This window comes from Ureibacillus sp. FSL K6-8385 (assembly GCF_038593155.1).
GTDB classification, from domain to species: domain Bacteria; phylum Bacillota; class Bacilli; order Bacillales_A; family Planococcaceae; genus Ureibacillus; species Ureibacillus terrenus.
The window spans coordinates 932,349-958,286 of sequence record NZ_CP151968.1; the positions used below are offsets into that span (position 1 = coordinate 932,349).

General features: G+C 43.4%; 34 protein-coding genes. 23 read left to right on the top strand and 11 right to left on the bottom strand.

Annotation, left to right across the window (positions count from 1 at the left end; all coding sequences use genetic code 11):
• The first annotated feature begins 61 nt into the window (after nt 1-61).
• The 6 genes from NST62_RS04460 to NST62_RS04485 all read left to right on the top strand — a co-directional run bounded on the left by NST62_RS04460 (nt 62) and on the right by NST62_RS04485 (nt 4,482).
• The gene (locus NST62_RS04460) at nt 62-526 is read left to right on the top strand and encodes a prepilin-type N-terminal cleavage/methylation domain-containing protein (RefSeq protein ID WP_342463178.1); all 465 of its coding nucleotides are present in this window, start codon (nt 62-64) and stop codon (nt 524-526) included.
• Between the two features lie 101 nt (nt 527-627).
• Nucleotides 628-1,602: a pilus assembly protein PilM gene (pilM, locus tag NST62_RS04465; RefSeq protein WP_328215149.1), complete on the top strand. Its 975-nt coding sequence runs from the start codon at nt 628-630 to the stop codon at nt 1,600-1,602.
• A complete protein-coding gene (locus NST62_RS04470; protein ID WP_328219645.1) occupies nt 1,599-2,186 on the top strand; it encodes a hypothetical protein in 588 nt (195 codons plus the stop codon). Before pilM ends, NST62_RS04470 begins: the two co-directional genes overlap by 4 nt.
• Entirely contained in the window at nt 2,183-2,884 is a 702-nt protein-coding gene (locus tag NST62_RS04475) for a potassium transporter (protein ID WP_141601005.1), read from the top strand. Before NST62_RS04470 ends, NST62_RS04475 begins: the two co-directional genes overlap by 4 nt.
• A gap of 27 nt (nt 2,885-2,911) precedes the next feature.
• Nucleotides 2,912-3,664, top strand: coding sequence for an A24 family peptidase (locus tag NST62_RS04480; RefSeq protein ID WP_141601004.1), 753 nt, complete (start codon nt 2,912-2,914; stop codon nt 3,662-3,664).
• A 128-nt stretch (nt 3,665-3,792) separates the two neighbouring features.
• On the top strand, nt 3,793-4,482 hold the full coding sequence (locus NST62_RS04485) for a gamma-glutamyl-gamma-aminobutyrate hydrolase family protein (protein ID WP_281279176.1): 690 nt from the start codon (nt 3,793-3,795) through the stop codon (nt 4,480-4,482).
• A gap of 42 nt (nt 4,483-4,524) precedes the next feature.
• On the opposite strand, the gene lexA is transcribed toward NST62_RS04485, so the two are convergent.
• Nucleotides 4,525-5,142, bottom strand: a complete 618-nt coding sequence (gene lexA / locus NST62_RS04490) for a transcriptional repressor LexA (protein ID WP_141601002.1) — start codon at nt 5,140-5,142, stop codon at nt 4,525-4,527.
• Between the two features lie 167 nt (nt 5,143-5,309).
• On the opposite strand from lexA, the gene NST62_RS04495 reads away from it, so the two are divergent.
• The 5 genes from NST62_RS04495 to tkt all read left to right on the top strand — a co-directional run bounded on the left by NST62_RS04495 (nt 5,310) and on the right by tkt (nt 8,719).
• Nucleotides 5,310-5,471, top strand: a complete 162-nt coding sequence (locus NST62_RS04495; RefSeq protein ID WP_141601001.1) for a LysM peptidoglycan-binding domain-containing protein — start codon at nt 5,310-5,312, stop codon at nt 5,469-5,471.
• Nucleotides 5,472-5,474: 3 nt separating this feature from the next.
• Nucleotides 5,475-5,642 (top strand): hypothetical protein, encoded by a 168-nt coding sequence (locus NST62_RS04500; protein WP_181733127.1) that lies wholly within the window; start codon nt 5,475-5,477, stop codon nt 5,640-5,642.
• Complete coding sequence (locus tag NST62_RS04505) at nt 5,642-6,304, top strand: recombinase family protein (protein ID WP_141601000.1); 663 nt, start codon at nt 5,642-5,644, stop codon at nt 6,302-6,304. Before NST62_RS04500 ends, NST62_RS04505 begins: the two co-directional genes overlap by 1 nt.
• A gap of 66 nt (nt 6,305-6,370) precedes the next feature.
• On the top strand, nt 6,371-6,601 hold the full coding sequence (locus NST62_RS04510) for a DUF896 domain-containing protein (RefSeq protein WP_141600999.1): 231 nt from the start codon (nt 6,371-6,373) through the stop codon (nt 6,599-6,601).
• Nucleotides 6,602-6,727: 126 nt separating this feature from the next.
• Entirely contained in the window at nt 6,728-8,719 is a 1,992-nt protein-coding gene (tkt, locus tag NST62_RS04515; protein ID WP_141600998.1) for a transketolase, read from the top strand.
• Nucleotides 8,720-8,918: 199 nt separating this feature from the next.
• On the opposite strand, the gene NST62_RS04520 is transcribed toward tkt, so the two are convergent.
• The 5 genes from NST62_RS04520 to NST62_RS04540 all read right to left on the bottom strand — a co-directional run bounded on the left by NST62_RS04520 (nt 8,919) and on the right by NST62_RS04540 (nt 12,397).
• A complete protein-coding gene (locus NST62_RS04520) occupies nt 8,919-9,557 on the bottom strand; it encodes a response regulator transcription factor (protein ID WP_141600997.1) in 639 nt (212 codons plus the stop codon).
• Complete coding sequence (locus NST62_RS04525; protein WP_342463179.1) at nt 9,550-10,629, bottom strand: sensor histidine kinase; 1,080 nt, start codon at nt 10,627-10,629, stop codon at nt 9,550-9,552. The genes NST62_RS04520 and NST62_RS04525 overlap by 8 nt, the downstream gene beginning before the upstream one ends.
• Nucleotides 10,626-11,309: a cell wall-active antibiotics response protein LiaF gene (gene liaF, locus NST62_RS04530; RefSeq protein WP_246045768.1), complete on the bottom strand. Its 684-nt coding sequence runs from the start codon at nt 11,307-11,309 to the stop codon at nt 10,626-10,628. Before liaF ends, NST62_RS04525 begins: the two co-directional genes overlap by 4 nt.
• 86 nt (nt 11,310-11,395) lie before the next feature.
• Nucleotides 11,396-12,037: a PspA/IM30 family protein gene (locus NST62_RS04535; protein ID WP_141600995.1), complete on the bottom strand. Its 642-nt coding sequence runs from the start codon at nt 12,035-12,037 to the stop codon at nt 11,396-11,398.
• Complete coding sequence (locus NST62_RS04540) at nt 12,038-12,397, bottom strand: ABC transporter permease (RefSeq protein WP_342463180.1); 360 nt, start codon at nt 12,395-12,397, stop codon at nt 12,038-12,040. It abuts the gene before it with no gap.
• 312 nt (nt 12,398-12,709) lie between these two features.
• Between NST62_RS04540 and sirA the strand changes: the two genes are divergently transcribed.
• Nucleotides 12,710-13,135, top strand: coding sequence for a sporulation inhibitor of replication protein SirA (sirA, locus tag NST62_RS04545; protein ID WP_141600993.1), 426 nt, complete (start codon nt 12,710-12,712; stop codon nt 13,133-13,135).
• Between the two features lie 113 nt (nt 13,136-13,248).
• Here the strand turns inward: sirA and NST62_RS04550 are convergent, their stop codons facing one another.
• A complete protein-coding gene (locus NST62_RS04550; RefSeq protein ID WP_141600992.1) occupies nt 13,249-13,743 on the bottom strand; it encodes a hypothetical protein in 495 nt (164 codons plus the stop codon).
• A 77-nt stretch (nt 13,744-13,820) separates the two neighbouring features.
• Nucleotides 13,821-14,417 (bottom strand): poly-beta-hydroxybutyrate-responsive repressor, encoded by a 597-nt coding sequence (gene phaQ, locus NST62_RS04555; RefSeq protein WP_141600991.1) that lies wholly within the window; start codon nt 14,415-14,417, stop codon nt 13,821-13,823.
• A 214-nt stretch (nt 14,418-14,631) separates the two neighbouring features.
• Here phaQ and NST62_RS04560 point away from each other — a divergent pair, with 214 nt between their 5' ends.
• The 4 genes from NST62_RS04560 (at nt 14,632) to NST62_RS04575 (ending at nt 17,603) form a co-directional block, all read left to right on the top strand.
• A complete protein-coding gene (locus tag NST62_RS04560) occupies nt 14,632-15,084 on the top strand; it encodes a polyhydroxyalkanoate biosynthesis repressor PhaR (protein WP_141600990.1) in 453 nt (150 codons plus the stop codon).
• Between the two features lie 50 nt (nt 15,085-15,134).
• On the top strand, nt 15,135-15,914 hold the full coding sequence (locus tag NST62_RS04565) for a beta-ketoacyl-ACP reductase (RefSeq protein WP_141600989.1): 780 nt from the start codon (nt 15,135-15,137) through the stop codon (nt 15,912-15,914).
• A gap of 31 nt (nt 15,915-15,945) precedes the next feature.
• Nucleotides 15,946-17,040, top strand: coding sequence for a class III poly(R)-hydroxyalkanoic acid synthase subunit PhaC (phaC, locus tag NST62_RS04570; RefSeq protein ID WP_246045766.1), 1,095 nt, complete (start codon nt 15,946-15,948; stop codon nt 17,038-17,040).
• Between the two features lie 335 nt (nt 17,041-17,375).
• The gene (locus tag NST62_RS04575; RefSeq protein WP_141600987.1) at nt 17,376-17,603 is read left to right on the top strand and encodes a YneF family protein; all 228 of its coding nucleotides are present in this window, start codon (nt 17,376-17,378) and stop codon (nt 17,601-17,603) included.
• Between the two features lie 166 nt (nt 17,604-17,769).
• Here the strand turns inward: NST62_RS04575 and NST62_RS04580 are convergent, their stop codons facing one another.
• The gene (locus NST62_RS04580) at nt 17,770-18,717 is read right to left on the bottom strand and encodes an alpha/beta hydrolase (RefSeq protein WP_141600986.1); all 948 of its coding nucleotides are present in this window, start codon (nt 18,715-18,717) and stop codon (nt 17,770-17,772) included.
• A 212-nt stretch (nt 18,718-18,929) separates the two neighbouring features.
• Between NST62_RS04580 and NST62_RS04585 the strand changes: the two genes are divergently transcribed.
• Together NST62_RS04585 and NST62_RS04590 are read left to right on the top strand one after the other, a co-directional pair.
• Nucleotides 18,930-20,111 carry an acetyl-CoA C-acetyltransferase gene (locus tag NST62_RS04585; protein WP_141600985.1) on the top strand — a complete coding sequence of 394 codons (1,182 nt, stop codon included), beginning with the start codon at nt 18,930-18,932 and terminating at the stop codon, nt 20,109-20,111.
• 35 nt (nt 20,112-20,146) lie between these two features.
• Nucleotides 20,147-20,401: a DUF3886 domain-containing protein gene (locus NST62_RS04590; RefSeq protein ID WP_328219660.1), complete on the top strand. Its 255-nt coding sequence runs from the start codon at nt 20,147-20,149 to the stop codon at nt 20,399-20,401.
• Between the two features lie 59 nt (nt 20,402-20,460).
• Here NST62_RS04590 and NST62_RS04595 read toward each other — a convergent pair whose 3' ends face one another.
• Nucleotides 20,461-20,946, bottom strand: coding sequence for a VanZ family protein (locus NST62_RS04595; protein ID WP_141600983.1), 486 nt, complete (start codon nt 20,944-20,946; stop codon nt 20,461-20,463).
• Entirely contained in the window at nt 20,943-21,842 is a 900-nt protein-coding gene (locus NST62_RS04600; protein ID WP_141600982.1) for an aldo/keto reductase, read from the bottom strand. Before NST62_RS04600 ends, NST62_RS04595 begins: the two co-directional genes overlap by 4 nt.
• Before the next feature lie 80 nt (nt 21,843-21,922).
• Between NST62_RS04600 and NST62_RS04605 the strand changes: the two genes are divergently transcribed.
• The 5 genes from NST62_RS04605 to deoB all read left to right on the top strand — a co-directional run bounded on the left by NST62_RS04605 (nt 21,923) and on the right by deoB (nt 25,937).
• Nucleotides 21,923-22,465 carry an NUDIX hydrolase gene (locus NST62_RS04605; RefSeq protein WP_328215163.1) on the top strand — a complete coding sequence of 181 codons (543 nt, stop codon included), beginning with the start codon at nt 21,923-21,925 and terminating at the stop codon, nt 22,463-22,465.
• Between the two features lie 97 nt (nt 22,466-22,562).
• Nucleotides 22,563-23,075 (top strand): hypothetical protein, encoded by a 513-nt coding sequence (locus NST62_RS04610; RefSeq protein ID WP_342463181.1) that lies wholly within the window; start codon nt 22,563-22,565, stop codon nt 23,073-23,075.
• Between the two features lie 63 nt (nt 23,076-23,138).
• Nucleotides 23,139-23,606 (top strand): Fur family transcriptional regulator, encoded by a 468-nt coding sequence (locus NST62_RS04615; protein WP_141600979.1) that lies wholly within the window; start codon nt 23,139-23,141, stop codon nt 23,604-23,606.
• A 225-nt stretch (nt 23,607-23,831) separates the two neighbouring features.
• The gene (xerD, locus tag NST62_RS04620) at nt 23,832-24,734 is read left to right on the top strand and encodes a site-specific tyrosine recombinase XerD (RefSeq protein WP_342463278.1); all 903 of its coding nucleotides are present in this window, start codon (nt 23,832-23,834) and stop codon (nt 24,732-24,734) included.
• 24 nt (nt 24,735-24,758) lie between these two features.
• A complete protein-coding gene (gene deoB, locus NST62_RS04625) occupies nt 24,759-25,937 on the top strand; it encodes a phosphopentomutase (protein WP_141600978.1) in 1,179 nt (392 codons plus the stop codon).
• The last annotated feature ends 1 nt before the right edge of the window (nt 25,938 follow it).

The following is a 25,938-nucleotide window of genomic DNA, read 5'->3' on the forward strand; positions in this document are numbered from 1 at the left end:
AACGCACGTACATAATCATAACGACCACATCACACATAAAAAAATTGGAGGAGGAATACATATGAAAAAATTGTTGAAAAAACGTTTGAAAAACGAAAAAGGTTTGACATTGGTTGAATTGCTGGCGGTAGTGGTGATTTTAGGAATTGTTGCCGCAATCGCCATTCCGGCTATCGGAAACATCATTGAAAACTCCAAATATAACGGGGTCAAAGCTGATGCCATCAATGTTTTGAATGCGGCAAATATTTATTTTACAGAAAATGATGATGAAAAAGATGTGACACTAGCAAAATTAGAATCTGAAGGATATTTGGACACTGCCGGTGCATTGAAGAAAGCAAAAACTGTAACAATTAATAAAGAGAATGGAAAAATTAAGCTTACAACAGATCCTATTGTTTACTCAGGAAGTAAAACAGTTAAATTTAATAAAGCTTCAATTGATGATATTAATAAAGATACTAATAAAGGAAGTTCTGATGGTAATAAAGAAATCAAAGAGGCTTCTTCTAGCTCCAATTAGTTTTTCAAAGAACACCCAATTCCATATTGGGTGTTCCATTGAGAAACTAATGAATTAATAAAGTTCATTAGTTTTTAAATTTAACCAAAGGAGCCCTGCGTATGTTTAGACGAAAGAATCAGTCGCATGTTTCCATCGAAATCAATGATTATGTACTTCGCTCCCTCGTGATGAAGGGTCCGGATTTATCGCAGGCGGAAGTTATGGAAATTGCCATACCGGAAGGGGTGATTGACGAGTCCGAAATCAAGGATGAAATGGCGTTGTTTGATCTGCTGAAAGAGCTGTCCCCCCTGTGGAGAGGAAAAAAGCAATCTGTCCGCTTCATCGTACCGGATTCTTTCATTCTGCTGAAAGCTTTCGAGCATCCGGACGATGTGGAAACGGAAAAATTGAAGGAATATGTGGAAATGGAGATTGGCTACTCCATCCATCTTCCGTTTGAAGAGCCTTTGATCGATGTCTACGATCCCGTCGAAGGGGACGGCAAGGCGATGATGTTTGCCGCAAGCTCCGAGCAAGTCACTCAATACATAAATTTGTTTTTGGATGTACATATGCGTCCGGAAGTGGCGGACGTCCGGGCACTTTGCCATTTGCGCTTGCTCGAATCCATGAATTTGTTGAATCCCGAAAAAACGTATTTATTGACAAATTGGTTGATCAATGGATTATCCATCACGATTTATTCCAAAGGAAATGTGGAGTTCCAGCGCTTTCAGCCGCTGGAAACGGATTTGTCCAAATGGAAAGCGGAAGAAACCGGTGAACATCAGGTGGATTTTTCCTATGATGGCCCATTTGACGAATATCGCCTGCTCGTTTCGGACCAGATGCTGGAGCTGGATCGGATCATGGATTTTTTCCGTTTTTCCGTCAGCAAAGACCAGCAAGGGATCGATGAAATCATTGTCATGGGGGACAATCCGAACCTGAACAATATTCACTCCCAATTACAGGAAAATTTTGAATTGCCGATCAAACTGATCAATGATTCATTTATTCAAAAGCATTATCCAGGTTTCAAGGCAAAGCATGCCGCCTTGCTTGGACTTGCCTTGAAGGAGGTTAAATGATGTATATTCCTGATATTAACCTTTTGCCGAAAGTGGAAAGAAGGCAGTCCATTCCAAAAAATCTGTACATTATTTTAACGATTATCACGCTGCTCTTTGTCTCCTTTTTTGTGCTGCAATATTTTACCTATCTGAGCAAGATTTCTTCTTTGCAAAAGGAAGAGGAGCAGCTGTTGACAAAGCGGGATCAATTGCAGGAGGAATTGGACAGCATTTCCGTCGATACCGCTTCCTTAAAGCAATCGGTCGATTTTGTGGAAAACATTTCCTATCCAGTTTCGCCGATTATTGATGAAACGATTCGTCTGCAGCCGGGGCATTCTTATTTGAGGGAATACGCATTTACCGCGCAGACGGCGGAAGTGGCGATGGACTTTGAAACATTGAGCGATATTTCCAAGTATTTGTCCCGCATCTCGGGCAGCGAATATGTCAAAGATGCCCAAGTTTCGGAAATTGAACATTTCAAGATTAAGGAAGATGCGGAAAAGAAGGCGGACTTCCGGGAAATTCCGCGCTATAAAGTCAAATTTACCCTTTCGATTAATCAACAGACTTTGGCTGCCGGGGGTGGAAAACAATGAAACTATTGAATGAAAAAAATTCTTCCATTATATTGTTGATCGCCCTCATCGCAGCATTGCTGTTCGCCCTTTATTATTACGTGATTTTGCCGAAAAAGCAGGAAGCCGCCTCCCTCGAGTCTTCCATTGAATCGGTGAATTCCGAAATTTCTTCGATCCAGCAACAAATCGAGGAAATCAAAGCGAATAAAAACCTCGATCAGGCAACCATTTTCGATTTGCGGAAAAAAGTGCCTTCTACCAGAAATTTGGATGATTTAGTATTAAATATAGAAGAAACCCAATATGTAACCGGAACAAAAATTTTATCCATTGATTTTAATGGATATGATACACTTGTTTCGGAATCGGACTTAAATGATCCGAACGCTTCCGGCGGGGAAGAAAACACGGAAGGGACAGCGGAGGAGGACGATAAGGAAGGTCAGGATTCCGATGAAGCCCCTGTTTCGACGATCGATAAAGAATCTCTTCCGCCGGAGCTCAAGCTGATCACCTTTGAAATCAACGTGGAATCTCCAGATTTTCAACATTTGGTAAGATTTATCAAAGAAATTGAGAAAATCGAGCGCATAATGCACATCGACATCATCAATTTCACTTTGCCGGGGGAAGAAAATGAAATTTCGGAAGATCCCCAGGAAAGCATTGAAGCCACTGTTCAAGTCACAACCTTCTATTATGAAGGGGCAGTGTAATCGCTGTTCTCGTAAGGAGCGCTTTTCATGGAAATCGTGTACTCAATCTTTTTCTTCCTTTTTGGAATTGTATTAGGTTCATTTTATAATGTGGTCGGGCTTCGGGTGCCGAAAAAGGAGTCCATCATTTATCCTCCTTCCCATTGCCCGCATTGCCAAAGACGTCTGACGGCCATTGATTTGATTCCTGTGTTTTCATACATCCTTTTGCGCGGAAAATGCAGAACTTGCGGCGCGGGGATTTCGCCGGTTTATGTGGTGTCCGAGCTTGCAACGGGTTTTATGTTTGTTTTCGGTTACTTGCGGCTCGGATGGTCCTTTGAATTGGCCGTGGCGCTTTTGTTCATCTCATTATTGGTCATTATCGTTGTATCCGATTTTCAATATATGATCATTCCGGATAAAGTGCTTCTGTTCTTTTTGCCGTTAATCATCCTTGGCCGGTTCCTGTCACCGCTTGAACCGTGGTGGGATGCATTTCTCGGCGCCGCAATCGGATTTGCGATCCTTTTGGGGATTGCGGTCGTTTCGAAAGGAGGCATGGGCGGAGGCGACATCAAGTTGTTTTTATTGATCGGCCTTGTGCTGGGGACCGTGAAGACCGTGCTGACATTATTTTTATCTTCCATCATCGGCTTGTTTGCAGGCATTATGGTGTTGAAGATGAGGAAGCAGGGCATGAAAAATCCGGTCCCTTTTGGCCCCTCCATCGCCGTTGCCGCAATCATTGTTTATTTTTACGGAGATTCCATCATCCGGTGGTATTGGAATTTGTTTTAAAAAACATCGCTCGTCGCTTTTGGCAATGGGCGGTGTTTTTTATTTTTGCAGCTCTAAACTTTTCCCGGAATCGAATATATTACAGAAAAGGCTTATGAGGAGGTATCCCCATCAAACCGATCATCGGAATTACCATGGATTGGGATGAAGGATTTTACCGGTTAAATGAAGCGTATGTGAAGGCGGTGATGGAAGCCGGGGGGATTCCGGTAGGCCTGCCGTATGCAGGGGAAGATGATGGCGAACGCATCATCAACACAATTAACGGTTTGCTTCTTTCGGGAGGGGGGGATATTAATCCGATCCTTTATGGAGAGGAACCGCTTCCCCGCCTGGGCAGGGTGATCACCGAACGGGATGAACGGGAAATCCAATGGACAATAGCGGCAATCCAAAAGAAGATTCCCATTTTAGCGGTTTGCCGCGGACTTCAAATATTGAACGTCGCATTGGGGGGAACGGTTTATCAGGATCTTTACGCCCAAAAGAAACGGGAAACCTTGTTGCATTCCCAAACTTCTCTCCGGCATGAAACTTCCCATTTTGTCCATCTCCGGGAAGACAGCAAATTGTACAAAATCGCCAATACGAAAAAGATAGCGGTCAATTCCTTTCATCATCAGGCCATTAAAGAAGCCGCAAAGGACCTGGCGATCGTCGGGGTGGCAAGCGATGGCATCGTGGAGGCGGCAGAACATAAAACATTGCCGTTTTGCCTCGGCGTCCAATGGCATCCGGAAGCGTTGGCCGTAAATGGGGACCCGATGTCATTGGCCCTGTTCCGGTCATTTATTGCGGCATGCAGAAAAGAAAAGTAGAAAAGGGGCCGTTTTAGCCCCTTTCTTTCCCAATAAAATGAATTAATGAAATTTTCGGTAAAGACCCACCACTGTTCCCAAAATCGTGACTTTATCGACAATAATGGGTTCCATGGCCGAATTTTCGGGCTGCAGGCGGAAATGGTCCTTTTCCTTATAGAATCTTTTCACCGTCGCCTCATTATCTTCCGTCATTGCCACAACAATTTCCCCATTGTTTGCGGTGGAAGTCTTTTTCACGATAACATAGTCTCCGTCCAAAATTCCCGCTTCGATCATGGAGTCCCCCATTACTTCCAGCATAAACAGCTGATCATCGTCCGATCCGTATGCAGCAGGCAAAGGAAAATATTCCTCGATGTTTTCAATCGCCGTAATCGGCTGCCCGGCGGTTACCCGGCCCACCAAAGGCACATGGATCACGGACTGTCTTTGGGGCTCCTCTTCTAGATCCAATATTTCAATCGCCCGGGGTTTAGTAGGGTCTCTCCGGATATATCCTTTCTGTTCAAGGCGCGTAAGGTGACCATGTACTGTTGAGCTGGAGGCAAGCCCAACCGCCTCACCTATTTCACGAACGGATGGAGGATACCCTTTCGCCCGTACCTCATTTTTTATAAATTCCAATATCTCTTTCTGCCTTTTTGAAAGCTTCTCCATTTTGGTCACCTCAATGTGAATAGTTTTACATATTTTACATTTAGTATAGCAGTAAAAATGCAGGAATGCAAACACAGGTTCGAAAAAAGTCTTGACAAGAAACGTGTGTTCGCATTAAAGTAAGAACAGATATTCCGAACAAATATTCGTAAAAAGGGGAAAGAGTCATGCGCTGGTTGAGAGAAAAGCAATATATCATGATTTTGGGAATTGTTTCTTTATTGATTATTGCTTATATTATCATTACAGATGAAGGGGATATTTCCTACGAACCGATTACGGTAAAAGAAGGGGACACCCTTTGGACGCTGGCGGACCGCTATAAGTGAAAGATGGACAGGGAGGCATGGATCCGCAATGTTGTCGCCGAAAACAATCTTGAAGGCGAAAGGATCTTCGCTGGACAAACTTTGATGATACCAATTCCTGATGATGCAATCTATATCGCCATTGATGAAGATGATGAAATTCAAGAAGTAAAGGTAGCGAGCAAACGATAATGGGAATCCGGAATGATAAAGCGGTGATTTATGCGAGGGTAAGCACCGATAAAAATGAACAGGAAACTTCCTTGAAACGCCAAAAAGAAGAACTGTCCCGCTATGCCCAAAGACTGGGGTTCCAAGTGGCAGGCATTTTTGAAGACCGCCATAGCGGCTATGACGTTGACCGCGATGGATTGCTGGAAATGCTGGATTTTATCACGGAACAGAAGATTGCCGCCGTTTTCGTGCAGGATGAAACACGCTTGGGCCGCGGACACGCAAGGGTGGCGGTTCTGCATTTGCTGAAAAAATCCGGAACGGAAGTTTATTCCCTCAACGATGCAGGGCCTATGACATTGAATGAAATGGATGAAATGCTTCTCGAGATATTGGCGATTATCGAAGAATATCAGAGAAAAATCCACAATGCAAAAATCAAAAGGGGAATGCGCCGTGCTGTGGAAAACGGCTATCGGCCCGAACGGAACTTTAAAAACAGGCATAAACGGGAAGGAAGGGACCGCATTGAGGTTCCTGTCGAAGAAATCGTCAAATTGAGGGAAAAAGGGCTGACATTCCAGGAAATCGCTTCCACTTTAAGAGGGTTGGGCTATGATGTAAGCAAAGCGACAGTGCACCGGAGATATATGGAATATCAAGAAAGGCTTGAAGACTAAATTGCTTGCACTTCAAGCCTTTTTTGCATATTCTTTTATGTATTGAAAAGGAAAGGTGTGAATGAAATGTTGCCAAAAGAAAAAATTGCCCGGATCAATGAATTGACGCGAAAAGCAAGAGAGGGAAAATTGACGGAAGAAGAAGCAAAAGAACGCACAATGCTTCGGAAGGAATATTTGGAAGCTTTCCGTGAACATTTCAGAAAGACCATCGAAAATGTGCAAATTTTTGACATCGAAGGAAATGATGTCACACCTGAAAAAATAAAAAAGCTCCGCCGCAACCGATTGAATTAGAGAAGCCTCCATGCCGAAAGATAATGTGCAAGAAAATATGAGATTCCATAAAAATAGATTGTTTTCCAAGAAAATGTTGTCTAAACTGTATACGGGACAATAATTGCACGAGAAAGGATGTAAATGATGACAACTACAGCGGATTTAACAGCAATCAACGCGATCCGGACACTGTCTATTGATGCCATTGAGAAAGCGAACTCGGGACATCCGGGACTTCCAATGGGTGCGGCTCCGATGGCATACACATTATGGACAAAACAAATGCGCCATAACCCTAAAAACCCTAAATGGTTCAACCGTGACCGTTTCATTCTTTCCGCGGGACATGGCTCCATGCTGTTATATAGCCTTCTCCATTTAAGCGGCTATGATTTGGACTTGGAAGAAATTAAAAATTTCCGCCAATGGGGTTCCAAAACGCCTGGACATCCGGAATATGGCCATACAGCCGGTGTGGAGGCAACGACGGGGCCGCTTGGACAAGGGATTGCCATGGCCGTAGGAATGGCGATGGCTGAGCGTCATTTGGCAGCGATGTACAATAAACCGGGATTTGACATTGTCGACCATTATACGTTTGCCCTTTGCGGAGACGGTGACCTGATGGAAGGTGTAGCGGCAGAAGCCATCTCATTGGCGGGACACTTGAAACTGGAAAAATTGATCGTTCTTTACGATTCCAATGATATTTCATTGGACGGCGATCTTTCAAAAGCTTTTTCGGAAAATATTCAAAAACGGTTTGAAGCGTGCGGATGGAATTATCTCCGTGTGGAAGACGGCACAGACGTGGATGCCATCAATGAAGCGATCGCCAAAGCGAAGCAATCCACAGGAAAACCGACATTGATTGAAGTAAAAACGATCATCGGCTACGGTTCCCCGAATAAGTCGGGAAAATCCGATGTGCATGGTGCGCCGCTTGGAGCGGATGAAGCGAAATTAACGAAGGAATTTTACGGTTGGAAACATGAGCCGTTTGAAATTCCGGACGAAGTCTATGAGACATTCAAAGTAGTAGAGGAAAATGGCGGACAGGCCGAAGCGGAATGGAACAAAAAATTTGAAGCATATCAAAAAGAATATCCGGAATTGGCGAAACAGTTTCTTCAAGCCATAAATAATGAACTTCCGGAAGACTTTGATGCAGAGCTTCCTGTGTATGAAGCAGGAAAATCCATCGCGACCCGTTCCTCTTCCGGAGAAGCGATCAACGCGCTTGCCAAAAAAATCCCATATTTCTTCGGCGGAAGCGCCGATCTTGCGGGTTCAAACAAAACGACGATCAAAGGCGGCGGCGATTTTTCAGCTGAAACACCTGAAGGACGCAATATTTGGTTTGGCGTGCGGGAGTTTGCGATGGGCGCAGCTTTGAACGGCATGGCGCTGCACGGGGGACTTAAAGTATTCGGAGGAACTTTCTTTGTATTCTCCGATTATGTTCGCCCTGCCGTCCGCTTATCAGCCTTGATGGGATTGCCGGTGACATATGTCTTTACCCATGATTCCATTGCGGTCGGCGAAGACGGCCCAACGCACGAGCCGATTGAACATTTGGCATCCTTCCGCGCGATGCCGAACGTTTCCGTCATCCGTCCGGCGGATGCAAACGAATCACGCGAAGCATGGAAATTGGCGATCCAATCCAAAGATCGGCCAACGATTTTGGTACTATCCCGCCAAAACCTGCCTGTTCTTGAAAACACGGCAACTCTGGCGAAAGATGGCGTTGCAAAAGGTGCTTATGTGGTATCACCGGCATCGAAAGAAACACCTGACGCAATTTTGATTGCCACTGGTTCCGAAGTCGCTTTGGCCGTGAAAGCGCAGGAAAAATTGCGCGAAGAAGGCATCGATGTTTCGGTCGTCTCCATGCCTTCCATGGACCGGTTTGATCAACAGTCCGACGAATATAAGGAATCCGTATTGCCAAAAGCGGTGACAAAACGTTTGGCGATTGAAATGGGATCTTCTTTGGGCTGGCATAAATATGTCGGTGCTGAAGGGGATATCCTTGCCATCGACAAATTCGGCGCCAGCGCGCCAGGAAACATTGTGATGGAAAAATACGGATTTACCGTGGACAATGTTGTCAATAAAGTGAAAGCTTTATAATATAAAAACAAAGGCTTCCTTCTGTAAAAAGAAGGGAGCCTTTGTTTTTATGGGGAACAGACATGTACCCTTTTGGGGAAAACTTCCTTTGATGTGGAATCCTTTCATCTTAATCGTTCCGTATGGAATGTAAACAATTTTGGATCCTTGCCCGTTAAATCGGCATATGGATGGTCCATGAGAAATCGCCATCGATTCCCTATTTCACCAGCCCGTGTTGGAAAGCGTACACGACGGCTTGTGTCCGGTCCTGCACTTCCAGTTTTGCAAGGATGTTGCTTACATGCGTTTTCACCGTTTTCAAAGCGATGAACAGCTCATCCGCTATTTCTTGGTTCGTTTTTCCCTGCGCCATCAAGAGCAAAACTTCCATTTCCCGGTCGGTCAACTGCTCATGAAGGGGACGGCTGGCCGCATTCCGCATCCGGTGGATCATTTTCGATGTCACTTCAGGTTCAAGGACCGGTTCGCCTTGGACGGTTTTCCGAATCGCTTCGGCAATCTGCTTCGCATTGGCCGTTTTCAGGATATAGCTTGTGGCGCCGGCTTCCAAAGCGGGGTATACTTTATCATCATCGAGGAAACTTGTCACAATCATAATTTTCGCTTCCGGCCATTCTTTCAAAATTTCTTTTGTCGCTTCCGCCCCGTTCATGACGGGCATCACATTATCCATCAAAATAATGTCGATATTCGGTTTGAGCTGGAGCACTTTTTCCACCGCTTCTTTTCCATTCTCCGCTTCCCCGACGACCGTCATATCCGGCTGGGAGGAAAGATAAGCGGAAACGCCGATGCGGACCATTTCATGATCATCGGCAATGAATACTCTAATCATCCGATTCGCCTCCCGTTCCATCCTGTTTTTCCAACGATTTTTCCTCATAAGGCGGCATATCCTCTTTTTTCAAAGGCACTTTCACTTCAACGATGGTCCCTTCGCCGGGAACGGATACAATTTTGTATTTGGCACCAATTTCCACTGCGCGTTCGGCAATATTTTTTAATCCATAGGAAGTGGAATGGGTTTCATCGGTTGGATCAAACCCCCGTCCATTGTCCTGTATTCTTAAAATCGCCAACTGGTCTCTTTCGATTAACAACAGTTCCACTTCGGTGGCTTTTGCATGGCGGAGGGTATTGGACAATGCTTCCTGGGCGATGCGGAATAAATGATCTTCCTCCGCTTTCGACAATTGGATTTCTTCGATTTGATAGTCGATGTCAAAATGGACTTTTTGTTTGAGCTCTAAAATTAAATCTTTGAGCCCTTGTGCCAATGTATTGTTGTTTAATGCGATCGGGCGGAGATGCAACAGCAAGGCGCGCATTTCCAATTGGGCCTGCTGCACGATCTTTTCGATTTGATTCAGCTTCTGTTTGGTTTCTTCCGGCGGGGTTTCCGTTTCCGTCAATGCCGATAATAACATGGAAGCGGCAAACAACTGCTGCGATACGGAGTCGTGGAGCTCCCGCGCCAGCCTTTGCCGTTCCGCGACAATCCGCTCCTGGATGATTTTGTCGTTTGCTTCCGCCTTCTCATTGGATAAACGCTGCAGGCTTTTTCTTTGCGTTTCGATTAATTCATTCGTTTCTTTCAGAGCTTTTCTGAGCGGATAGGAAACATTCCGTTTCACTTGCATTTTGGGTTCCGGCAGCTGCTTTACATAATTCAAGGTGATGATTTCTTTTGTTTTTTCCGTAATGAACCACCATAAGCTGATGCAGAAACTGATGATGAATGTACCGGTAATTATGATGGCAAACAACGGAAAATCATGATAATAATACTCCCACAAAGGGCTCCAGGTTGATTCATCAGGAATGCCATATAATAGGTAGAAAAGCCCGAAACACATGCCAAGAAGAATCAGGGCAATGGCAAAGGTGCGGAAAATCAGTGAAATCATTTCCGGTTCACCTCCACATCCCCCAGCCAGGCGGCCACATGAATGACCAGCTTCCTCTTCGACTCATCCGGATTGCCGTCTTCGAAAGTCAGCTTTTCATTCCATAGGCGTTTTGGCGGATAGTCCAATATTTTCGCTTCCCCGATCAGTGTGGAATATTGAAGTCGAAAAGGAATTTCATAGGGCAAAATGATCCGGACTTTCCCGATTCCCTGGCGTATTGTTATGACGGAGGTTCCGGCCGGCAAAACGGTCTCTGTCACATCGACCGTAAAATCGCCGAGGAAGTTTTGAAGCAGCAGATCCTGCCATTTGTAATTTTCCATCGGCCATGAAGAGGGCAGAATGAGCTCGTTTTTTTGGATTGTGCCAAATTCGGGATGCCCGGCGTCGATCTTCACTTCTTTTTGGCGGCTTGTGGTTTGTTTAAAGAGAATATATATTAATAAGCAGACGATGAAAAAACGCAGGCTCCAAAGGGCTAAAACCGCCAGAAAAATAAAAAAGGCGCCCAGCCAAAAATAGATTTTTTTTCCTTTCGAAAAACTCCGATAAAGCAAAAACGCCCCAATAATCAGAAAGAGGGCACCACCATTATTGAAAATGGTCAGCTCTACGAATACAATCAGCACCAAAAGGAAAAACAAAGAAATCATCTGTTTCGTCGTGAAACTGGTCAAAGTGGTTCCTCCTTCAAATTGAACAAACGAAATGATCAATATTGAAAAAGAAGGGAAAATTCCCTTCTTTATTTTTTAACATTATATCACGGCTCAACCGTTTCCTTCGAGGAAGGATTGCCGGCTGCCTGGTTTTGTTCCAAGAGGGCAAGACGGGTTTCCAATAGGGAATATTCATAGTTTTTCTCAACCTTTTTGGATAATTGATCGATATAAGCCGAGAGATTTTGAAAATCCAGGTCATTGGATTCGAAGACTTGATCCATCTTCACATTCGCCCTTACCACATTTTCTTTTCCCATCAATTGCAGTTGGCGGACTTTCATATCTTCAATTTTATGCTTCATCAATTCATATTTTTGTTCCAGCTGAAGATATTCCCTGTTTGCTTGTTCCAAGCTTTCCCTCAAAGTAATGTGGCGGTTTTTATAAGCTTCAACTTCCTGCATCGCAAACCAAATCAAATCCTCTTCGCCGCTTGACTTTGCCAGTTCCAGCTGGTTTGTTCTTTTCTTCAGCATCATTTCCGTATCTTTTAATTTTTGTTCCAGCTCTTCTTTTAAACGTTGTTGTCTTTCCAGGAGCTTCCCCGTTTGTTCCGTCATTTTTTCGGCTTCCCGGATATATTGGTTCAGCATCTTAATGGGATTTTTTTCTTCTTTTCGATCAAGAAGAGCGTGCAAATCCGCCTCCAACGTATAACGGAATCGTTTCAATAAACTCATCATTTAAAATCTCTCCTTGCTTTGTAATTTGGACCATTCATTTTCAAAATTTGTGAAAGGGTCATCCTGTTCTTTGCCGGAAAAGAAAACCTCTTCTCCTTTCCATTTTTGGTAAAGCACATATAGAAGGACGATTGCCGCAAGTCCCAAGAGCGCCGGAACATTGGATACGGCCATCACAAGCCCGATCAGTCCGATCAGGATCCACAGCATTTTGCCGGCAACAGAACGGCTTTTGATGTAATAATGCATGCCAAGAAATACGAGGGCCAAAGCAAAAGCCAGTCCGATTAAAGGCCCCAAGGTGCTGAGGGCGATGATAACCAAAACAATAGCCGCAAGCAATAACAGCAGTTTTTTCATCTTGATTCTCCTTTCTTCTTTGTACTTTTATGGTACTAGTCCGCATCATTTCTCAAAACGACCTGGAACTGTATTTTCGGCTCAGTCTTGAGACGGAGCGGTTTTAAGACTTTGAAAAGCGGGAAATAGAAGTTTCAAATGGATAGTTTCTATGGACTTGAGAGAGAAAAAATAGATTTATTTTATTAAAAAAATGGTATTTCCCCGGAATTTGACAAAAAAAAATCTGCAATAGGGACAAGTTTTGACAAAAAATTCAAAATCTTTCAATTATAATGGAATCAAATAAATGGCCGGAAGGAGGACAAAGAGATGAGAATCTATTCAATCTTTAACATAAAGAAACAATATCAGTCGTTTGTTTTCGGGAGAGAAAGAATGCTCTTGGAAATGGTAGCAAAAATTGATGATCAAGAGGAGTCCTCTGCAAGAAAACAATTAAGTTATATTTGCGAACCGATGGAAGGGAAAATTGAAGCGCAAATCTATCAGCATCTCCAAAAATGTTTTCCGGAAATGCATTGGATGGACGATTATTTGGGATTTGAACATAAGTTGAAAGGACGAATCAAAATCAAAGTTTTCGAATATTATATTGAAGCGGTTTGTGAAGGATCCCGCATGCTGGATCTGGATTTGTTCCAATGTTTAAGCCAGATCAATAATTCGTTCCTTGCATTCAACAAAGAGGAATATGAATGCGGCTGGTTGAAGCCGGTGAAATATGCATCCTATTAATAAAACATGAAAACCCTGTTGACTTGAAAAAGTTCAACAGGGTTTTACGGGGAATAAGGGGATTTTATTTATGCAAAGGGGATATGATTCACGCAATGGAATAAGATTGAATATTAATCTGCAACAGCTAACAGTTTTTTATGGGTTTCTTTCAGTTGGTTCGCAATTTCTTCGATTTTGTTCAATGTTTCAATCCGTTCCTGCTTTTGCTGTTCAATGGCTTGTTGAAGAGTGATTTCAATTTGTTTTTGCGCATTCGCAAATAGATCCAAAAGCGCGTTGTTCGGCTTCCAGGCCAAGTTTTGGGCTTTGTCCGTGATTTCTTGGACACTTTCAAGCCATTTTGAAATTTCATCAAATTGGCCTTCTTTGCCGAATTCTTTTAAGCTGTTTTCAAGTCTTTCCTGCCATTCTTTTGAAGCTTTTTTCGCTTCTTCTTCAACGGCATTGATGGCATTTACCGCAGATTCAATGAATTCTTTCTGCACATTGAATGCTTGCAGAGTTCTTTTTTCGAAGTCTTCCTGCACTTTTTCGATTGTTTTTAAGCTATTAACCCAGCTGTCCCATACTAAATCTACACCTTTTGCAATTTGCTCTTTTGCCATTACTTAATTTCCTCCTTTAATTTAAAGCAAAATTTTAATTTATAATGAATGCATTTTGCAATGCATACATCCCAAAATTAGACTCCAGGCTGTTCTTGAGGCTCAGGTGTTGCTGCTGTCTGTGTCTTGGTTTTGCGGGTGCGGGCAGTTTTAGGTTTTGACGAGGATGATGCTGCGGATTTTGCTTTGGATGAGGCTGCTTTTGCTGGTGCGGATGATTTTTTCGTTTTGTTTTCGGTAGTTGCTTCGACTTTTTGCTGCGATTTTGTAGTGCTGTTGTTTTCCTTTTTTGTCCCGCCGCTGCCGGTTGAAAAGAATGGATTATATAAGTTGAAAAATTGGTTTAACAGTTTTTGATATTCACTTAAAGAATTGGCCCACATATCCAGATATTTTTCACCGGCTTCAGTGATGGAATAAATGCGTTTGGCAGGGCCGCCGGAACTTGTATCCCATACAGAAGTCACCAAGTTTTCTTTTTCAAGCTGTCTTAATAGACGATAGAAATTACCGTGGTCCAAAGATTCGATCCCAAACTTAGTAATCTTCTCCATCAATTCATAACCATGGGTATTAAATTCACGCAAATGCAACAACATGATTGGAATCAGGAAATTTTTCGGCGCGCCAATACTCGGACTTTTTGGTTTCTTTTTTTCATCTTTCGATACCAATATTATTACACCGCCTTCTGCTATTTACTTATATATGTAATTTACACATATATGCAGCACTTTGTCAATCTTTTTTTTGAAAATTTAATCATTATTTTTCAAAAAAGTTCATAATTTTGTAAATTATTCATAAGAATGAAAAAAAAGCATAAATAATATATTAGAATATGTTGTTTTACAGAATGAAAAAATTTTGTAGAGGAGATGATTCTCATTGTCCCAATCTTCTTTTGATGTCTTCGCATTATGGAAAGAAATCTATAACAGAACCGAAAGCGTCTGGCAGGATGCCATTCAGGAAACGCTTGAAAAGAAATCCTTTGCTGAAAGTTTAGGACAAATCCAGAGCCAATATGTTCAATATCAGGAACTTGTCAATAAAATGACAGAATCCTATTTAAAGCAAGCAAATATTCCTACCCGTGATGAAATCGCGAATGTCGCATCCCTCATCGTTAATGTGGATTCCAAGATTGATCAGCTGGAAGACGAGTTTGATGAGGAAAGGGAGCGGATATTCAAAGAAATAGATGCACTCAAAAAATCTGTTGCATCCTTGGAAAAGAAATTGGATAAAGTCATTGATTTGTTAAATAAGTCGCTGGAAACCACTGAAGAGCCACAGACTTCGGTTGCGGCAGCAGCCAACAAAGCGGTTTCTAAATAATAGTATTCAGATAATGATAGAAAAATATATTAAGAAAGGAAGACTGTTTTATGGCAACTACAGTATTTGAAGTAGAGAAAGTCAATGCTTTAAAACCGTTGGAAGGAAAAGTCGCTATTGTAACAGGGGCATCCCGCGGAATCGGGGCGGAAATCGCAAAAGTGTTGGCCAGAAACGGTGCGACGGTGGTCGGCACATATAACAACAGCCCGAAACATATCCAGGATGTGGCAAAAGTCATTGAAGAAGAAGGCGGAAAATTTCGCGTAATCCAAGCGGATGTGGCGAAATTCGATGATACGGAGAGACTCGCTTCTGAAGTGGTGGAGAATTTTGGAAAGATCGATATTTTGATCAATAATGCGGGAATCACGAAAGACCGTACATTCAGAAAAATTTCAAAAGAAGAATGGGATGCCGTCATCAACGTTAACTTGAACGGAGTGTTCAATGCGACGAAAGCTGTCATCAAACATATGCTTGACCAAAATTACGGCCGCATTGTAAGCATCAGTTCAATTGTCGGCCAGGCCGGCGCTTTTGGACAAACAAACTATGCCGCGACAAAAGCCGGGATTTTAGGGTTCACCAAATCCCTTGCTTTAGAGACTGCTTCCAAAGGCATCACAGTCAATGCGGTGTGCCCGGGATATATTGCAACGGAAATGGTGGCGGCTATGCCGAAAGAGGTGCTCGACAATATTATTGCAAAAGTTCCGATGAAACGTTTGGGAACACCGGCCGAAGTGGCCCAGGCGGTATTATTCCTTGTGCAAGCCGATTATGTCACTGGTCAGGCAATTGCCGTCAACGGCGGATTGTATATGTAAGTCTTCTTGAATGACTCTTGGGAGGGATTATGTGGTTACGCTAGATACAACACCAATACAAGAATGGATTGAAAGTCTGCCAAAAAATCAGGCATTTGAAACGCTGGAAAAACTGAAACGCTTTAATGAAGTATTGTTTACGGATCCGGAACCGGAAGTCGGCCAAACGCCGAAAGAAGTGATTTGGACAAAAAATAAAGCGAAATTGTACCGCTATCAGCCGTATAAAGAAAAAACGAACAAAGTGCCAATCTTGATCATTTACGCATTGATCAATCGACCGTATATTTTAGATTTGTATCCTGGAAACAGTTTTATCGAGTATTTGACGGACTGCGGCCATGATGTATATCTGTTGGACTGGGGAACAGCGGGCTATGAAGACCGTCATTTGAAACTGGAAGACTATATCGTTGATTACATTCCGAGGGCAGCCAAAAAAGTGCTCAAAACTTCAGGAGCCAAGGAAATCACGATGTTTGGCTACTGCATGGGCGGTACTATGACCGCAATCTTTACGGCGCTTTACCAGAAGAAATTGCCGATCCGCAATCTGATATTATTGACAAGCCCGATCGATTTCGAAGATGCGGGACTTTACACGAAGTGGCTGGATAAGCGCTACTTCAAACTGGATAATATTGTAGAAACTTTGGGCAATGTTCCAAGCGATTTCATTGATTTTGGAAATAAATTGTTAAATCCGCTATCGAATACTGTAGGTGTTTATGTCAATATCGCTTCCAACATTGATAATGAAGATAAGGTGTTAAATTGGAAGTTGATGCAAAAATGGCTGAATGACGGGGTTCCTTTCCCGGGAGAAGCCTATCGCCAATGGATTCGCGACTTTTACCAAGAAAACAAATTGATAAACGATGAATTGGTGATCCGCGGTGAACGGGTGTTGCTGTCAAACATTACGGCGAACTTATTGAATATTGTGGCGACCCGCGACAATATCGTTTTGCCGCAACAAATCGAACCTTTGAACGACAAAGTCTCCAGCAAAAATAAAACGTTGCATGTCGTCAATGCGGGGCATGTTTCCGTCATCACCGGCAAACGCGCGGTTGCCGAAAGATACCCTTATATTGAACAATGGATTACGGAAAATTCGAAATAAGAATTATTGATCTTTGATAAAAATCCCCATTAAATTTACCCCTTTAGTTTTATCCGGACGATATTTGAAATTCCCGTGCAGAGAGTTTCAAAGAAGTCCGGATTTTTCTTTATTGATAGAAAGAAACAGATACAGGAAAATAAATACGAAAATTTCGAATATTCTATTTTAGGAAAATATCTTTATATTATATAAAAATTTGGTTACAATACATAAGGTATGTATCATATGTTCGAATAGAAAAAGCCGGGAAAAGCTAGAATCGATAGTATGAATAGTGTATAATCCAACGTGGAGAGTTTTTCTCGGCATAAGATGAGAGGGAGGTTTCTAACTTGGCTACTTGGGTATGGATTTTAATTATTGTGCTTGCGTTCATCGCTGGAACAGCCCTAGGGTTTTATTCGGCCCGTCAATACATGATGAAATATTTGAAAGAAAATCCGCCGATCAATGAACAAATGATTCGCGTCATGATGGCCCAAATGGGACGTAAGCCATCTGAAAAACAAGTGCGTCAAATGATGGCCCAATTAAATAAAATATATGACAAACAGAAGTAATCATAAAAGGTTGTCCTCCATCGGAAGCTATTTCTGAAGAGGGATAACCTTTTTATTTTTGGTTGCAGGCTGCAATGCGGGACAGAAATAAAAAAGCCCTTTGGAAACAGGGCCGATCAAATAGTCCCGGTCATTTATAAATGACGGTTTTCCGGTTATTTGCCTTTTACCTTTTTCCTTCCAGCACAAACCTTTGCAAGAACTTCCGCACCGTTTCCTCATACTCAGACGGATTGACATTAAAGGATTGGGCATGGGCTCCGCGCTCAAATAATTTTAATTGTTTCAGACCTTCCTTCAACTCGTACATTTCTTCCGTCATTTTGCAGGGAATGAACGTATCCGGGATGCTGTGGATGAACAATACAGGTTTTTTGATATTTTTCACCACATCTTTAGGTGCGACGTTTTTAAACCGGTATCCGTCCCGGAAACGGATGAAGAAATCCGCCAGATGAATCGGGATGTCCGGGTAAATGCGGGTTGAATTTTTGACGATATGCCGCAAAAGCTCTTCGAAATCCGAAAAGGCGCAGTCCGAAATATAAAAATCCACTTCATCTCCAATCGTTCCGGCATATAATAACATTGTCGCAGCCCCCATGGATTCCCCGTGGATGCCCAAAATGGCATCTTCTCCGATGACGGCGCGGACGGTTTTCACTACCGCGGCCAAATCGAATTTTTCATAAAAGCCGTAACTTGTTGTTTTCCCTCCGGATTCGCCATGTCTCCGGTGATCGTAAACAAAGGAATTGAATCCGAGTCTTTCAAACATCCGCGCATATTTGATAGAATTGATTTTATTTTCCGTAACCCCATGGCAAATGATGACCGTATTTTTCGTAGGGCAAGGCTGCAAAAAGATGCCTTTGATCGGATAGCCGTTCGGGGAGTCGATGGTAAACTCATCTTTCTTAATGCTGTTGAACCATTTTTCATCGAAACGGTTTGCTTTGAGCTCGCGATCTAAAATAAAATCATCATCTTTTTTCTTGATATACATAAGGCGGTTTGTCAAAGCGAAGCCGAAAACCGTTGTCAGAATACTTGCGATGGCCGTTACAATCGTTGAAAACCAAAGGATTTTTCTTTTTTTCTTTTGTTGTTTCATAGAGAGGCACCTCCTTGGCGTATAGTGGATATGAATAAATTCTATTACAAATCATCTGAAATATCGCAAATATCGTAAAAATAGCAGGAATTTTAACAAAAAATAACATAACTTTTGATAGAATAAAATTACACGATTATTTTGATTGATTTTTATTTTCAAGATATATGAATCGTGTTGATATTATAGACGGGAATAAAGGAGAGAAGTTCATGTTGCAAGATGTTGTCATTGTAAGCGCTGTAAGGACAGCCATCGGTTCTTTCCAGGGTTCGTTGAAAGATGTCCCTGCGCCGACTTTAGGTTCCATTGTCATCAAAGAAGCATTGCGCCGTTCCGGATTGGAACCGGATCGGGTGGATGAAGTCATTATGGGGAATGTATTGCAAGCAGGTTTGGGACAAAATCCCGCCCGCCAGGCGGCCATTCAGGCAGGGCTTCCGGAAACGGTGCCGGCCATGACCATCAATAAAGTGTGCGGTTCCGGCTTAAAAGCGGTTCATCTTGCTTACCAGGCCATTGCCGCAGGGGAAGCGGACATTGTGGTGGCCGGCGGGTTTGAAAATATGAGCCAGGCGCCATATTTATTGAAAAACGCGCGCTCCGGCTTCAAAATGGGCGATCAAACCCTCATTGACAGCATGATTCACGATGGTTTATGGTGCGCGTTCAACGATTATCACATGGGAATCACCGCTGAAAATTTGGCTTCTCAATATCATATTACGCGGGAGGAACAGGATGAGTTCGCGGCCCGTTCCCAGGCCCGTGCGGCAAAAGCCATCGAGGAAGGAAAATTCAAGGAAGAAATAGTACCGGTGGAAATTCCTCAACGAAAAGGGGACCCTATCATCTTCGATACAGATGAATTCGTCCGCCCGGGTACAACGGTGGAGAAACTTTCCGCATTGCGTCCCGCCTTCAAAAAAGATGGCACCGTGACGGCTGGGAACGCTTCCGGCATCAACGACGGGGCGGCAGCGGTTGTCGTGATGTCGAAGAAAAAAGCGGAAGAGTTGGGCATCACCCCTCTTGCCACAATTGTCGCAAACGCGGCGGTTGGCGTTGATCCTGCCATCATGGGAATCGGCCCGGCTGAAGCGGTCCGGAAAGCACTGAAAAAAGCGGATTTAACTTTGGACCAAATTGATCTCATAGAAGCCAATGAGGCTTTCGCCGCCCAATCCATTGCGGTGGACCGGGAATTGCATTTTGATCCTGATAAATTGAATGTCAACGGCGGAGCCATTGCCCTTGGACATCCAATTGGAGCGAGCGGCACGCGCATTTTGGTGACGCTTTTATATGAAATGAAGAGACGGGATGCAAAACTGGGGCTCGCCACCCTATGCATCGGCGGAGGCCAAGGCGTCGCAACGATCATTCAACGATAAATTCTTTACATCTTATAATATAGCAGGTGAATGAGATGGCGAAAAAGAAAAAACAACAATCTTCCGGAATCTCCAATCAAAACGATGCAAAAATCACCCTTCAAGAAAAAATCGGTGAGGACCTGATTGAAAAATTGAAAGCGGCCAAAAAGGAATTGCTCGAAGAAGAAAAACGGATAGAGGAGGAGCGTCAAGCCCGTCTGGAATTTGAAAGAAAGCAGAAGGAGAAAAATATGAGTTTTGCCGAGCTGCTTGAAAAGTATGGGGATAAAGGCTCCAAATATAATTAAAGGTGCCGCATTTTGCGGCATGAATCAATAAGCCTCCAGTAAAATGCTGGAGGCTTTTCTCAAGCACGCTTTCGGAGCAGCAACCATCTGATGAGATGATATCCCTTAATGCAGAGGATAAAAGTGACGGCGCCTGCCGTATCAAGGAGCACGTCTTCGAAAATGCCCGTGCGCCCTTCCACGAGGGTTTGGTTATATTCATCCAACATGGCGATGAAAAACACGAAGACGCAAGCAAAGATTGCGGCAAATGGCCATTGCATTTTACGGAAAAACATATACAAAAGAACCGCAACAATTCCGTAGCCTGTAAAATGCAAGGTTTTGCGTATCAAAAATTCGATGAAGTAATAATATCCCCTCGTTTCGACCGATATGGTCCGTCCCCAGTAGTTCACCTCGATTTTGCTCAATGTTTCATAAAACGGCTGATTGTCTAGCAGCACCTTCAACTCCGGAACAATCGTCTGCTTTTCATAAGGCATGCTGGAAAGAAAATATAAAATGGTGAGCGCGGCAATCACAAGAAAAAGATATTTTTTCATCGGTGCTCCGTATAGATTTCCTGTTTAGTAATGGTTTTCATAAAGGAAATGTCCCGGATGTGTTGCGCTTCTTCGTAGGCTTTCAGATTTTCCAACAATTGTTCCTTTGTTCTTGCCCCGACGACAAGCGACGCCACGGCAGGCTGGCTTAAGTTGAAGGCGATGGCGGCAGGATGGACGGATCCGAATTCCGATTCGATTTTTTCCAAGATTGAAATCAATTCTGCCTTCGAATAGTTTAAATAGGAATCGATTTTTTCCACCCGCCGTCTCCATTCATCCGTCAGCAGCCCTTTCGCGATGGATCCTCTTGTCACAACGGAAACCTGCTTTTCTTCAAAGAACGGGAACCATTCTTCGGGACGGCGGTCCAAGATGCTGTATTGCATCATGTTGGAGATGCCGTTGCTCTTTTCAAAAAAAGGTTTGAACACATTCGGACGGATGGAGGAAATGCCATACTCCCGGATCAGGCCTTCTTTTTTCAGTTTTTCAAAGGTTTCGATGATGTCGTCCCACGGGTCGTCAATCGTCCCGCCGTGGAGCTGGTATAAATCGATATAATCGGTTTTTAACCGGCGCAAGCTTTCCTTAATTCCTTCTTCGATATGTTCTTTGGAGGCATCCCAATGCCAGCCTTCGCCATTTTCGTTCCAGACGTTTCCCACTTTTGTCGCAATGAACACCTGGTCGCGGTAGGGTTTTAAACATTCGCCGACGACTTCTTCATTGACTCCTTTATCATAGAGGTCAGCCGTATCAAAATAATTGATTCCATGTTCAATCGCCGTTTCGATCACCGGTCTCGCTTCCTCCGCCGATGCCGGCAAGGACATGCAGCCTAAACTGATTTCCGAAATCTCAAATTCGCTTTTTCCCAATCTTCTTTTTTTCATGGAATCCCCCGCATTCTTCTTTCATTTTCTCTAACTAATGGTACAATGAATTCAGTATAAAGGACAAGCGAGGAGTAGGTATGAAGAAATTTGAAGAAAAAACGGTTCATTCGACAGAAATTTTCAAGGGAAAAGTCGTCACTTTGACGGTGGATGATGTAATCTTGCCGAACGGGAAAGAGGCCAAAAGGGAAATCGTCCATCATCCGGGTGCCGTTGCGATCATCCCGATTACCCGGGACGGAAAAATCGTGTTTGTGGAACAGTACCGGAAAGCGCTGGAGCGTTCCATTGTCGAAATACCGGCCGGGAAATTGGAGCCCGGGGAAGATCCGGCTGTTTGCGCCAGAAGAGAACTGGAAGAGGAAACGGGTTATGGTGCGGGAGAACTGACATATCTACTATCTTTTGCAACATCTCCCGGCTTTGCGAATGAGATTATCCATCTTTATGTCGCGAAGGATTTATATAAAATAGAAGAAAAACGCGCTTTGGATGAAGATGAATTTGTTTCCATCATCGAGGCGACGATCGAAGAAGCGGAAGAAATGATCGAGAACCGGCAAATCTATGATGCGAAAACGGCATATGGCGTTCTTTGGGCAAAAATGAACAAGATGTAATATTATGAAGAACAAAAATTTTGATAGAAAATACTAAAATTCGTACTAATAATACCCGTGGACGAGCATAAGCTGTAACAACGAAAGGAGAATGCTTATGTTTCGTTCCATTTATATCATTCAATATTCCTTTTTATTGGCCATTGGTTTTGTGAGCGGCGTATTCTGTTTTCAGGCCTTTTCATTGGACAAGTCCATGAATCTGATCAAACTGATCGATCCGAGGGTGCTGGAATTGTCGGAGGTCACAATTTGGCAGACGGTTCTGCCGATTGTCGTATGGGCTTTATTTGTATTATTTTTTACAACCCACCCATATCTGCATTTTTTTGCTAAACTAGTAGTAGCCGTGAAGGCGACATTTTTTGGCTTCGGTTCGGTCTTTTTGCTGACGCAGCAGGAATCTATTCTCGTTTATAGTGTTTGGTGGTTCCCATTTCAGTTAATTTATTGTATCTTACTATTAGCGCTGTGCTCCGTTTTTGGAACGAGAAAAGTGGGGTCGAATCGAAAGTTCACTTTTAATAGGAAACTGTTTTTTACATTGGTCCTTGCCTTTACGGTGATGTGTCTGGGGGAAATGTTCGTCATTTCTTACATTATTAATTAACCCCTGACCTTGTCATTGGTTTTAGTCTTCTGTTATAATGGAATGGGTTTAGGAGGGCGTCATATGGAAAGCCGTATCGATCGTATAAAAAAGCAATTACATAGTGCTGGCTATAAACTGACGCCACAACGTGAAGCGACAGTTGCAGTACTATTGGAACATGAAGAAGACCATTTGAGCGCCGAAGACGTTTATTTATTGGTGAAAGAGAAAGCGCCTGAAATCGGTCTTGCTACAGTGTATCGCACCCTTGAATTATTAACGGAATTGAAAATTGTCGATAAAATCAATTTTGGAGATGGAGTATCCCGATACGATCTTCGACAAGAGGGCGCAAAACATTTCCATCATCATTTAGTTTGCATTGAATGTGGCTCAGTGGACGAAATTCAGGAAGATTTACTGGAAGAAGTCGAAATGGTTGTAGAGAAAAGATGGAATTTCATCATTAAAGACCATCGGCTCACTTTCCATGGTATTTGCCATCGTTGCCAAGAAAAAGAGAAGCAATCCAAAAAAGAAGAAGCGTAACCCCCGAATAGGAAAATCCTGTTCAGGGGTTTTTTTGTTAAATGGGGAACCCATTTTCTGCAAATTTTGAGGGCGAAGAATATTATCTTATATTTTGTAATAAATTGTAACTTTTTGAAAAATTTATGCAAGAATTGCAAAAGCTTTACAACAAAAAAATGTTAAATCTTGTATGCGGCTGAAAAAATCTCTATCATTTTAATAAAGGAAGGTCAGGTGAGAAAAATGAAAGAAGCGCAGGAAGCCCTACTGGACTATCTCCATTTTCTGAGAGTGGAACGGCAATATTCAGCAAATACACTGGCTTCCTACCGGCGGGATTTGGAAGATTATTTGGAACATTTACAGACAGTTCAGAAAATCGAATGTTTAAATGATGTGGACCGTTCAAGAATATTATTATATTTGGAACATTTAAGACAAAACGGGAAATCCCCAAGAACCATTGCGCGTCATATTTCGTCCATCCGGTCATTTCATCAGTTTTTGTTAAGGGAGAAAATTGCAGACCACGACCCTACAGTCCACTTAGAGATGCCTCAAATCGAAAAAACATTGCCAAAAGTACTATCCATAGCAGAAATCGAAGCGTTGATCCAGGCTCCCGATCAATCAAAACCCCAGGGAATACGAGATGTTGCCATGATAGAACTGCTTTATGGAACAGGGATGCGAATCAGCGAGTGCGTTGATTTAAATTTGGAAGATGTGCATTTAACAATGGGATTTGTGCGTATTTATGGAAAAGGCGGAAAGGAGCGGATTGTTCCCTTGGGGAAAAGCGCTCTTTCCGCCTGCGAAAAATATTTGCGGCATTCCCGCCATCTCCTGCAAGGAAATTATGGAAAAACCGATGCCTTTTTCATCAACCGCCGGGGAAAACGTTTAACGCGGCAGGGATGCTGGAAAATCCTGAAACAGTACGCGCTCGCCGCAAACATCAAAAAAGAGATGACCCCCCATATATTGCGGCACAGTTTTGCCACACACCTTATCGAGAACGGGGCCGATCTCCGCGCGGTACAGGAAATGTTGGGTCATGCGGATATCTCAACAACTCAAATTTATACCCACATCAGCAAAACAAGACTTTCGGAAGTCTACAAACGATACCACCCCCGTGCGTAGGAGGGGAGCATAGGAGGAACCGATATGCAATCTTTTAAAAGAATTCATTTAATTGTATTGGATTCTGTCGGAATCGGGGAAGCCCCCGATGCGGATCAATTTGGCGATGCAGGCTGCGATACCCTGGGCCATATCGCGGAGGCGGTAAATGGACTGGATTTGCCGAATCTTCAGGCCCTGGGATTGGGAAATATACGGGAGATAAAAGGAGTCAAAAGGGTACCTTCCCCAAAGGCTTACTTTGGAAAAATGCGGGAGGCTTCCGCGGGAAAAGACACAATGACCGGACATTGGGAAATCATGGGACTCAAAGTGGATAAACCTTTTAAAGTCTATCCGAACGGATTCCCGGAGGACCTGATCAGGCAATTGGAAGAGCAAACGGGACGCAAAGTGATTGGCAATAAGCCGGCAAGCGGCACGGCCATTATCGAGGAATTGGGAAAAGAACATATGGAAACCGGGGCGATTATCGTCTATACATCCGCGGATCCGGTCCTTCAAATTGCCGCCCACGAAGAGATTGTTCCGTTGGAGGAACTATATAAAATTTGCGAGATTGCCCGAAAACTGACACTTGAACCTGAGTATCTGGTCGGAAGGGTGATTGCCCGCCCGTTTGTGGGAACACCCGGAAACTTCAAACGTACGGCGAACCGCCATGATTATGCCATCAAACCTTTTGGAAGGACGACGATGAATGAACTGAAAGATCATGGTTTTGACGTGATCGCACTCGGGAAAATTTCGGATATCTATAACGGAGAAGGCGTGACGGAGGCGATCCGCACGCAAAACAACATGGATGGAATGGATAAGTTGGTGGAAGTTGTAAAACGGGATTTCCACGGATTAAGTTTTTTAAATTTAGTAGACTTTGATGCAATGTACGGGCATCGCAGAGATCCGGCCGGCTACGGACAAGCATTGGAAGATTTCGACCGGAGGCTCCCCGAAGTTTTGGAATTATCGAGGGATGACGATTTAATCATCATTACGGCCGATCATGGCAATGACCCGACCTTTAAAGGAACGGACCATACAAGGGAATACGTGCCGCTGCTTGTTTATTCCAAACGCTTCAAAAAGACGGGAGACCTCGGATTGAGAGAGACGTTCGCAGATATCGCGGCAACAATCGCGGAAAACTTCCGTGTTCCCGCTCCGGCCAATGGAACCAGCTTCTTGTCATGTTTAATGTAGA

Bases quoted from the DNA above. Each gene is read 5' to 3' on its own strand.
- NST62_RS04460 (WP_342463178.1), top strand. From the start codon at position 62: ATGAAAAAATTGTTGAAAAAACGTTTGAAAAACGAAAAAGGTTTGACA.
- pilM (WP_328215149.1), top strand. From the start codon at position 628: ATGTTTAGACGAAAGAATCAGTCGCATGTTTCCATCGAAATCAATGAT.
- NST62_RS04470 (WP_328219645.1), top strand. From the start codon at position 1,599: ATGATGTATATTCCTGATATTAACCTTTTGCCGAAAGTGGAAAGAAGG.
- NST62_RS04475 (WP_141601005.1), top strand. From the start codon at position 2,183: ATGAAACTATTGAATGAAAAAAATTCTTCCATTATATTGTTGATCGCC.
- NST62_RS04480 (WP_141601004.1), top strand. From the start codon at position 2,912: ATGGAAATCGTGTACTCAATCTTTTTCTTCCTTTTTGGAATTGTATTA.
- lexA (WP_141601002.1), bottom strand. From the start codon at position 5,142: ATGGAGAAGCTTTCAAAAAGGCAGAAAGAGATATTGGAATTTATAAAA.
- NST62_RS04495 (WP_141601001.1), top strand. From the start codon at position 5,310: ATGCGCTGGTTGAGAGAAAAGCAATATATCATGATTTTGGGAATTGTT.
- NST62_RS04500 (WP_181733127.1), top strand. From the start codon at position 5,475: ATGGACAGGGAGGCATGGATCCGCAATGTTGTCGCCGAAAACAATCTT.
- NST62_RS04505 (WP_141601000.1), top strand. From the start codon at position 5,642: ATGGGAATCCGGAATGATAAAGCGGTGATTTATGCGAGGGTAAGCACC.
- NST62_RS04510 (WP_141600999.1), top strand. From the start codon at position 6,371: ATGTTGCCAAAAGAAAAAATTGCCCGGATCAATGAATTGACGCGAAAA.
- tkt (WP_141600998.1), top strand. From the start codon at position 6,728: ATGACAACTACAGCGGATTTAACAGCAATCAACGCGATCCGGACACTG.
- NST62_RS04520 (WP_141600997.1), bottom strand. From the start codon at position 9,557: ATGATTAGAGTATTCATTGCCGATGATCATGAAATGGTCCGCATCGGC.
- NST62_RS04525 (WP_342463179.1), bottom strand. From the start codon at position 10,629: ATGATTTCACTGATTTTCCGCACCTTTGCCATTGCCCTGATTCTTCTT.
- NST62_RS04535 (WP_141600995.1), bottom strand. From the start codon at position 12,037: ATGATGAGTTTATTGAAACGATTCCGTTATACGTTGGAGGCGGATTTG.
- NST62_RS04540 (WP_342463180.1), bottom strand. From the start codon at position 12,397: ATGAAAAAACTGCTGTTATTGCTTGCGGCTATTGTTTTGGTTATCATC.
- sirA (WP_141600993.1), top strand. From the start codon at position 12,710: ATGAGAATCTATTCAATCTTTAACATAAAGAAACAATATCAGTCGTTT.
- NST62_RS04550 (WP_141600992.1), bottom strand. From the start codon at position 13,743: ATGGCAAAAGAGCAAATTGCAAAAGGTGTAGATTTAGTATGGGACAGC.
- NST62_RS04565 (WP_141600989.1), top strand. From the start codon at position 15,135: ATGGCAACTACAGTATTTGAAGTAGAGAAAGTCAATGCTTTAAAACCG.
- NST62_RS04580 (WP_141600986.1), bottom strand. From the start codon at position 18,717: ATGAAACAACAAAAGAAAAAAAGAAAAATCCTTTGGTTTTCAACGATT.
- NST62_RS04585 (WP_141600985.1), top strand. From the start codon at position 18,930: ATGTTGCAAGATGTTGTCATTGTAAGCGCTGTAAGGACAGCCATCGGT.
- NST62_RS04590 (WP_328219660.1), top strand. From the start codon at position 20,147: ATGGCGAAAAAGAAAAAACAACAATCTTCCGGAATCTCCAATCAAAAC.
- NST62_RS04595 (WP_141600983.1), bottom strand. From the start codon at position 20,946: ATGAAAAAATATCTTTTTCTTGTGATTGCCGCGCTCACCATTTTATAT.
- NST62_RS04600 (WP_141600982.1), bottom strand. From the start codon at position 21,842: ATGAAAAAAAGAAGATTGGGAAAAAGCGAATTTGAGATTTCGGAAATC.
- NST62_RS04605 (WP_328215163.1), top strand. From the start codon at position 21,923: ATGAAGAAATTTGAAGAAAAAACGGTTCATTCGACAGAAATTTTCAAG.
- NST62_RS04610 (WP_342463181.1), top strand. From the start codon at position 22,563: ATGTTTCGTTCCATTTATATCATTCAATATTCCTTTTTATTGGCCATT.
- NST62_RS04615 (WP_141600979.1), top strand. From the start codon at position 23,139: ATGGAAAGCCGTATCGATCGTATAAAAAAGCAATTACATAGTGCTGGC.
- xerD (WP_342463278.1), top strand. From the start codon at position 23,832: ATGAAAGAAGCGCAGGAAGCCCTACTGGACTATCTCCATTTTCTGAGA.
- deoB (WP_141600978.1), top strand. From the start codon at position 24,759: ATGCAATCTTTTAAAAGAATTCATTTAATTGTATTGGATTCTGTCGGA.